7 protein-coding genes are annotated in these 7,322 nt (G+C 73.4%); 3 read left to right on the top strand and 4 right to left on the bottom strand.

Annotated elements, in window-relative coordinates; genetic code table 11:
- Positions 1–160: 160 nt before the first annotated feature.
- Genes ACXR2U_RS23645 through ACXR2U_RS23635 form a run of 3 tightly spaced genes read right to left on the bottom strand, consistent with a single transcriptional unit; the run spans position 161 to position 2,983 of the window.
- On the bottom strand, positions 161–2,338 hold the full coding sequence (locus ACXR2U_RS23645; protein WP_458827550.1) for a heavy metal translocating P-type ATPase: 2,178 nt from the start codon (positions 2,336–2,338) through the stop codon (positions 161–163).
- A 24-nt stretch (positions 2,339–2,362) separates the two neighbouring features.
- On the bottom strand, positions 2,363–2,581 hold the full coding sequence (locus ACXR2U_RS23640; RefSeq protein ID WP_458827549.1) for a heavy-metal-associated domain-containing protein: 219 nt from the start codon (positions 2,579–2,581) through the stop codon (positions 2,363–2,365).
- 30 nt (positions 2,582–2,611) lie between these two features.
- Entirely contained in the window at positions 2,612–2,983 is a 372-nt protein-coding gene (locus tag ACXR2U_RS23635) for an ArsR/SmtB family transcription factor (RefSeq protein ID WP_458827548.1), read from the bottom strand.
- A gap of 142 nt (positions 2,984–3,125) precedes the next feature.
- Between ACXR2U_RS23635 and ACXR2U_RS23630 the strand changes: the two genes are divergently transcribed.
- On the top strand, positions 3,126–3,905 hold the full coding sequence (locus ACXR2U_RS23630) for an enoyl-CoA hydratase-related protein (protein ID WP_458827547.1): 780 nt from the start codon (positions 3,126–3,128) through the stop codon (positions 3,903–3,905).
- Positions 3,906–3,954: 49 nt separating this feature from the next.
- Here the strand turns inward: ACXR2U_RS23630 and ACXR2U_RS23625 are convergent, their stop codons facing one another.
- A complete protein-coding gene (locus ACXR2U_RS23625; protein WP_458827551.1) occupies positions 3,955–4,890 on the bottom strand; it encodes a LysR family transcriptional regulator in 936 nt (311 codons plus the stop codon).
- Between the two features lie 98 nt (positions 4,891–4,988).
- Between ACXR2U_RS23625 and ACXR2U_RS23620 the strand changes: the two genes are divergently transcribed.
- Both ACXR2U_RS23620 and ACXR2U_RS23615 read left to right on the top strand, forming a co-directional pair.
- Positions 4,989–6,116: a TDT family transporter gene (locus tag ACXR2U_RS23620; RefSeq protein WP_458827546.1), complete on the top strand. Its 1,128-nt coding sequence runs from the start codon at positions 4,989–4,991 to the stop codon at positions 6,114–6,116.
- Positions 6,117–6,146: 30 nt separating this feature from the next.
- Positions 6,147–7,283: an SPFH domain-containing protein gene (locus tag ACXR2U_RS23615; RefSeq protein ID WP_458827545.1), complete on the top strand. Its 1,137-nt coding sequence runs from the start codon at positions 6,147–6,149 to the stop codon at positions 7,281–7,283.
- Positions 7,284–7,322: the final 39 nt, after the last annotated feature.

Here is a 7,322-nt window from a genome sequence, read left to right as displayed (position 1 = left end):
CTTCGGGTTCCACACCGCAACACCACTGATCGCCCTGGCCATGCTCCACCTCGGCGGCCACCGACCCCAACTACCCCGACGGCACCCACACATCAGTCAGTAGACCCGAAAAACCTGCCCACTCGGCCAGAGAGGTGCCCACTCGCCAGATCCGGGCGGGTCAGCGGAAGCGGCGCAGCCGCAGGCTGTTGGTCACCACGAACACCGAGCTCAACGCCATGGCCGCGCCCGCGACCAGGGGGTTCAGCAGACCGGACGCCGCGAGCGGGATGGCTGCGACGTTGTACGCGAAGGCCCAGAACAGGTTGCCCCTGATGGTCGCGAGGGTGCGACGCGCGAGCCGCACGGCGTCGACGGCCGCGGTGAGGTCGCCGCGCATCAGCGTGAGGTCGGAGGCCTCGATGGCGACGTCGGTGCCGGTGCCCATCGCGATGGCGAGGTCGGCCGTCGCGAGGGCCGCGGCGTCGTTGACACCGTCGCCCACCATCGCCACGACCGCGCCCGCGGCCTGCAGGTCACGGACGGCGTCGACCTTGCCGGCCGGGAGGACCTCGGCGACGACGTCGTGCGCGTCGATCCCCACCGCCGCGGCGACGGCCAGCGCGGCGCGCCGGTTGTCACCGGTGAGCAGCACCGGGCGCAGGCCGAGCGACCGGAATCCCTCGATGGCCGCGGCACTCCTGGGCTCGACCGTGTCGCCCACGACGAGGACGCCGCGGGCCAGGCCGTCCCACGCGACCAGGACCGGCGTCAGACCGTTGCCCTGGGCACCATCGACGGCGGCGTCGAGCGCGGGATCGGTCGGCACCGACCAGGCCCGCAGCAGGTCGGCGCGGCCGACCAGCACCGCCCGGGTCCCGCCGTCGGCCGCCACCGTGCCGGCCACTCCGAGGCCGGCGTCGCTCGAGAAACCCTCGACGGGCGCGAACGTCGCCCCCCGTTCCCGCGCCGCCGCGACGATCGCCGCGGCGATCGGGTGCTCACTGCCCGCCTCGACCGCCGCGGCGGTGGCCAGCAGGTCGTCGGCGTCGACCCCGGCGGCCGGCACCACCTGGTGCAGGGTCATCCGGCCGGTGGTGACGGTGCCGGTCTTGTCGAGCACGACGGTGTCGACGCGACGGGTGCTCTCCAGGGCCTGCGGGCCCTTGATGACGATGCCGAGTTGCGCACCGCGACCGGTGCCGACCAGCAGGGCGGTGGGGGTGGCGAGCCCCAGGGCGCAGGGGCAGGCGATGATGAGGACCGCGACGGCGGCGGTGAAGGCGTCACGGGCGTCGCCCGTGGCGAGCCACCAGGCGGCGAGGGTCACGAGCGCGATGCCGATGACGACCGGGACGAACACGCCGGACACCCGGTCGGCGAGGCGTTGGACCTGGGCCTTGCCGTTCTGCGCGGCCTCGACCAGCCGGGCCAACTGCGCGAGCTGGGTGTCGGCTCCGACCCGGGTCGCCTGCACGACGAGACGCCCGCCGACGTTGAGGGTGGCCCCGACGACGCCGTCGCCCTCGGCGACCTCGACCGGCACTGATTCCCCCGTCAGCATCGAGGAATCCACCGCTGAGCGGCCGGACTCGACCCGACCGTCCGTGGCGATCTTCTCACCCGGCCGCACGACGAAGCGGTCGCCCGGGACGAGGTCGGCGACCGGCGTGCGCACCTCCTCGCCGTCGCGCAGGACGGCGACGTCCTTCGCCCCGAGGTCGAGCAGGGCCCGTAACGCGGCCGACGAACGCCGGGCGGCGCGGGACTCGGCGTAGCGGCCGGCGAGGATGAAGACGGTGACGACGCTCGCGACCTCGAGGTAGGAGTCCTCGCCGGAGCCGCTGACGATCGCCACGAGCGACCAGAGGTAGGAGGCCGTGACCCCGACCGACACGAGGGTGTCCATGCTCGCCGCGCCGTGGCGCAGGTTGGTCAGCGCGGCGCGGTGGAACGGCCAGGCGCCCCACCCGACGACCGGGGTGGCCAGGACGAGCGCCACCCACTGCCAGCCGTCGAAACGCAGCGGCATGACCATCGACAGCAGCAGCACCGGCAACGCCAGCACGGCGGAGACGACCGTCCGCACGAGCAGCGGGCGGGAGTGGTCGGTGTCGTCGAGTTCGGGCGCCGGGCGCGCGGCGGTGTAGCCGGTGGCCTCGACCGTGCCGATCAGGTCGTCGTCGCTGGTGTGCGCCGGGGCGGTGACCAGCGCCTTGTGGGTCGCGTAGTTCACCGACGCGGTGACACCGTCGAGCTTGTTGAGCTTCTTCTCGATCCGCGCCGCGCACGAGGCGCAGGTCATCCCGCCGATGACGAGTTCGACCTCACGGTGTGTGGTGCTGGATGCAACGGTCATGGCTGGTCCTCGGGTGGCTCCGGTTCAGGACGCGAGGTGGTAGTCGCCGGCCTCGTCGAGCGCGGCGGCGACCTGCTCGTCGGCCAGCGGGGAGTCGCTGACGACGGTGACGGTCGAGGTGGCGCCGGGGTCGAGCGTGATCTCGACGAGGTTGACGCCCTCGACGGCGGACAACTCCTGGGTGACCGCCGTGACGCAGTGCGCGCAGGTCATACCGGTGACGGGGTAGGTGCTGGTCGTCATGAGCGGGCCTCTCGGTCGGTGGCGGGGAGATCAGTCGGTGGTGTGGGTGAGCGCGACGAGTTGCCGCAGGCAGTGGTCGCGCAACGGCGCCGGGAAGTCGTCGGCGAGCCGGTTGAAGACGACCCGGCCCTGCTTGCGGGTGACGAGCAGGCCGGCGGTGCGCAGCAGCCGCAGGGCGTAGGACACGGAGTCCTCGCTGACGTCGAGGGCGAGAGCGAGGTCGCCGACGCAGAGTTCCTCGGCGACGTCGAGCGCGTAGATGAGCCGTAGCCGCACGGGGTCGGCCATGAGTGACAGCAGGCCGGTGAGGCGGGCGGCGTCGTCGGCGCTGGGGAGGCGGGAGCGGGCGTGGGCGACCCGTTCGGGGTCGATCGGGTGGTCGTGGTCGGTCACGGTCACCACGGCGGTCTCCTCATCGTGCACATCCGCACGGTCGTGCGGACGTCTCTCCTGTGTACGCCCGCTGCCGGCGATCCGCAAGTCCGCACAGGCGTACGGATGTCGATGCTTGTCCTGGCCCGGGACGACCGGCTAGAACGGACCCGTGACCACCGTGGAGGCACCCGTCCTGTCCCGCGTCGACGACGGCGTCGGGATCGTGACGCTGGCGAACGGCCGGCGCCGCAACCCCCTGGGCGTCGCGACCATGCGGGCCGTCACGGCCGCGCTGCGCGAGCTGTCGGAGACGGGGGTCGGGGCGGTCGTCCTCACCCACGAGGGCCCGGCGTTCTCGGCCGGACACGACCTGTCGGAGATGGTCGGCCGCACGCTCGACGACGAGCGCGAGGTGTTCGCCGTCTGCACCGAGATGATGGAGACGGTGCAGCAGATCCCGCAGCCGGTGATCGCCGCGGTCGACGGCATGGCCGTCGCGGCGGGGTGCCAACTGGTGGCCACCTGCGACCTGGCCGTGGTGTCGAGCAGCTCGGTCTTCGGCACGCCCGGCGTGCGGATCGGGCTGTTCTGCTCGACGCCGATGGTGGCCGTCAGCCGCGCGATCGGCCGCAAGCGGGCGCTGCAGATGCTGCTCACCGGCGAGACGATCGACGCGGCCACGGCGGCCGACTGGGGTCTGGTCAACGAGGTGGTCGAGCCCGGCGCCGTCGGGGGCCGCGCGCTCGAGCTGGCCCGGCAGATCTCCTCCGCCAGCGCCCTCACCCTGGCGATCGGCAAGCAGGCGTTCTACCGCCAGGTCGACCTGCCGCAGGCCGAGGCCTACGCCGCGATGGCGGAGACCATGGCCACCAACGCCGTCACCTGCGACGCCCAGGAGGGCATGCAGGCGTTCCTCGACAAGCGCGCCCCGGTCTGGACCAACACCTGAGGGCGTCGCCACGGGGATCGAGCGGCGCGTGGAGGGCTTCCGGCGCCACTCAGTCGACGGGGGCGGGGCGAGCCCGGGCGGCGGCGACCGCGACGAGGTCGCGGACCGGTCCCGCGGGTGGGGTGCGGGGGCCGGACCAGACGGCCCGCAGTGACCGGCCGAGGTCGATACCCACGACCGTGACCTCCACGAGACGCCCGGCGGCGAGGTCGTCGGCCACCACGAGCGCCGACAGCACCGCCGGGGCGGCGCCGGCCAGCACCGCGGCGCGGACGGCCGCGGTGGTCGACAGCTCCAGCGCCGGGGTGACGCCGGCCGCCGGGTCGCGCAGGGTGGCTCCGAGCGCGGCGTCGAGGGCGTCGCGGGTGCCGGACCCGCGTTCGCGGGTGACCAGCGGTGTGGCGACGAGGGTCTCGGCGTCGACCGGACGACGGCGGGTGGCCCACGGGTGCCCGGGTGCGACCACCGCGACCAGCCGGTCGTGCCCGACGACCCGGCTGCGGCACCCCCGCGGCGCCGACGGGCCCTCGACGAACCCGAGGTCGACCCGTCCGGCCCGCACCAGGGAGGCGACCTCGGCGCTGTTCGTCGCGGCGAGCGTGACGGCGGCGGGGGCCGCACCGCGGGCCCGCTCGACTGCGGCGAGCGACACCAGCCAGCCCGGCAGCAACCGCTCGGCCACGGTCAGGCTCGCGGCCACCCGCAGCCGGGAGTCACGGTCCTGACGCAGGGCGGCGATGGCGGCGTCGACCTCGGCCGCCTGGTCGAGCAGCCGGGCGGCCCACTCGGCCACCACGACCCCGGCGGGCGTCAGCGTCGAGCCGCGCGGGGACCGGTCGAGGACGGTGACGCCGGTCTGAGCCTCCAACGACGCGACGCGGGCTGACACCGCCTGCTGGGTGCGGCCGAGCTCGCCCGCCGCGGCGTTGAGGCTGCCGGTGCGGGCGACGGCCACCAGCACCTCGAGCGCACCGAGATCCGGCATCCGGACGCTCAACACGACTACTGGTCACCATCCTGACTTGTAGGGGTACAAGACTGCCTTGATACCACGGGGCGCCACGACGGCGCAGGGTGGAGACCGTGACCACCACTGCCGCGCCGTCGACCCCGCACCGGTTGTTCCGGGACCTCGACCGGCCGTCGCAGGTGGTCTCCCACTTCACCCCGAACTGGTTCGCCGCGGTGATGGGCACCGGCATCGTGGCCGTGGCGGCGTCGTCGCTGCCGTACCAGTCACAACTGTTGCACACGGCAGCGATCGCTGTCTGGGCCCTGGCTACGACCGTCCTGGTGGTCGTCGTGGCCGCGACGGCCGCCCACTGGCTGCGGTACCCGGCAGTCGCCCGCGGGCACTTCTCCCACCCGGTCATGGCCCACTTCCACGGCGCACCGCCGATGGCCTTGCTGACCGTCGGCGCCGGTGCGCTGCTGGTCGGCCGGGACGTCATCGGACTGCCCGCGGCCGTCACGGTCGACGCCGTGCTGTGGATCGCCGGCACCGTGCTCGGACTCGCCACCGCGATCGTCGTGCCGTGGCGGATGACGACCCGGGGCGCGATGCCGGCGGAGCGGGCGTTCGGCGGGTGGCTGATGCCCGTGGTGCCGCCGATGGTCTCGGCGTCGACCGGCGCGCTGCTGGTGCCGCACCTGCCGGCCGGTGCGCCCCGGCTCGCCCTGTTCGCCGCCTGCTACGTCATGTTCGCGCTGGCGGCGGTGGCGTCGGCCGTCGTCATCGTCCGCATCGTGCGGCGGGTGCGCCACCACGGGGTCGGCGAGGCCGCGAGCGTCCCGACACTGTGGATCGTGCTCGGCCCGCTCGGCCAGTCGGTCACCGCGGTCAACCTGCTCGGCGGCGTGGCCCCGCTCGTGGTGAGGCCGGGCACCGCCCGGGCCCTGCACGTCTCCGGGTTGGTCTACGGCCTGCCCGTGTGGGCGGCCGCGCTCGGATGGGCCGCGCTCGCCGCGGTGGTCACGGCCCGGACCGCGCGTGAGCGCCTGCCGTTCGGGTTGACCTGGTGGTCGTTCACGTTCCCCGTCGGCACCGTGGTCACTGCGACCTCGGGCCTTGCTCTGCACACCGGGTCCTCGACGCTCGCGGACCTCGCGGTGGTGCTGTTCGTGGCGCTCGTCGCCGCGTGGCTCACGGTGGCGGTGCGCACGGTCGCTGCCGCCGGGCGGGGTTGGGTGTTCCTGCCGCCGACCGGGTGAACCCGCCCCTCTCCGGGTAAGTTCCCGCGCGTGGGCATCCTGGACAACCTGCGCAGCCAGTTCATCGACATCGTCGAGTTCCTCGACGACAGTCGCGACACCATCGTGTACCGCTTCGAGCGGCACAACAACGAGATCAAGAACGGCGCGCAGCTGATCGTGCGCGAGGGGCAGGTCGCGGTCTTCGAGAGCGAGGGCCAGATCGCGGACGTCTTCACCCCCGGCACCTACACCCTGGAGACTCGGAACCTGCCGATCCTCTCGGACCTCAAGGGCTGGAAGTACGGCTTCGAGTCGCCGTTCAAGGCCGAGGTGTACTTCGTCGGGACCCGCCTCTACACCGACATGAAGTGGGGGACGCAGAACCCCGTCACGATGCGCGACGCCGAGTTCGGCATGGTGCGGCTGCGGGCATTCGGCACCTACGCCCTGCAGGTCGTCGACGCCGGCAAACTCATCCGGCAGCTGGTCGGCACCGACCCGCAGTTCCGCACCGACGAGGTGTCGGAGTTCCTGCGGCAGACCATCGTCGGGCAGGTCGGCACGGCGTTGGCGTCGTCGAACATCCCGATGCTCGACCTCGCCGCGAACCAGCAGACGATCGCGGCCACGCTCGGTGGCACGCTCACCACCAACCTCGCCGACATGGGCATCGCGATCCCCCGGTTCGTCATCGAGAACATCTCGCTGCCGCCGGAGGTCGAGGAGGTGCTCGACAAGCGGACGTCCATGGGCGTCATGGGCAACCTCGACCAGTACACGAAGTACCAGACGGCGACGGCGATCGGCGACGCCGCGAACAACCCGGGTGGTGCGGGCGAGGGCCTCGGCCTGGGGTTCGGCGTGGCCCTCGGTCAGCAGATGGCCGGAGCGCTCGCGGGCCAGAACGCGGGGAACGCCGGGGCGAACCAGAGCGGGCCGCCGCCGCTGCCGGGTGCCGCGTTGCCCTTCTACCTCGGCGTCAACGGCCAGCAGGTCGGTCCGGTGCCGCCGTCGGACCTCGCGGCGCGCGTGACGAGCGGCGAGCTGACCCAGCAGACACCCGTGTGGAAGCAGGGCATGGCCGCGTGGACGCCCGCGGGCGAGGTCGCCGAACTCGCGCCGCTGTTCGCGTCGGTGCCGCCGCCGCTCCCGCCGCAGCCCGGCCCGACCCCGCCGCAGGCATGACGACGGGCGCGACCCCACCGCCGCTGCCGCCGGCCTCCC

The organism is Jatrophihabitans sp. YIM 134969, assembly GCF_054456675.1.
This window is presented reverse-complemented; position numbering and strand designations above follow the sequence as displayed.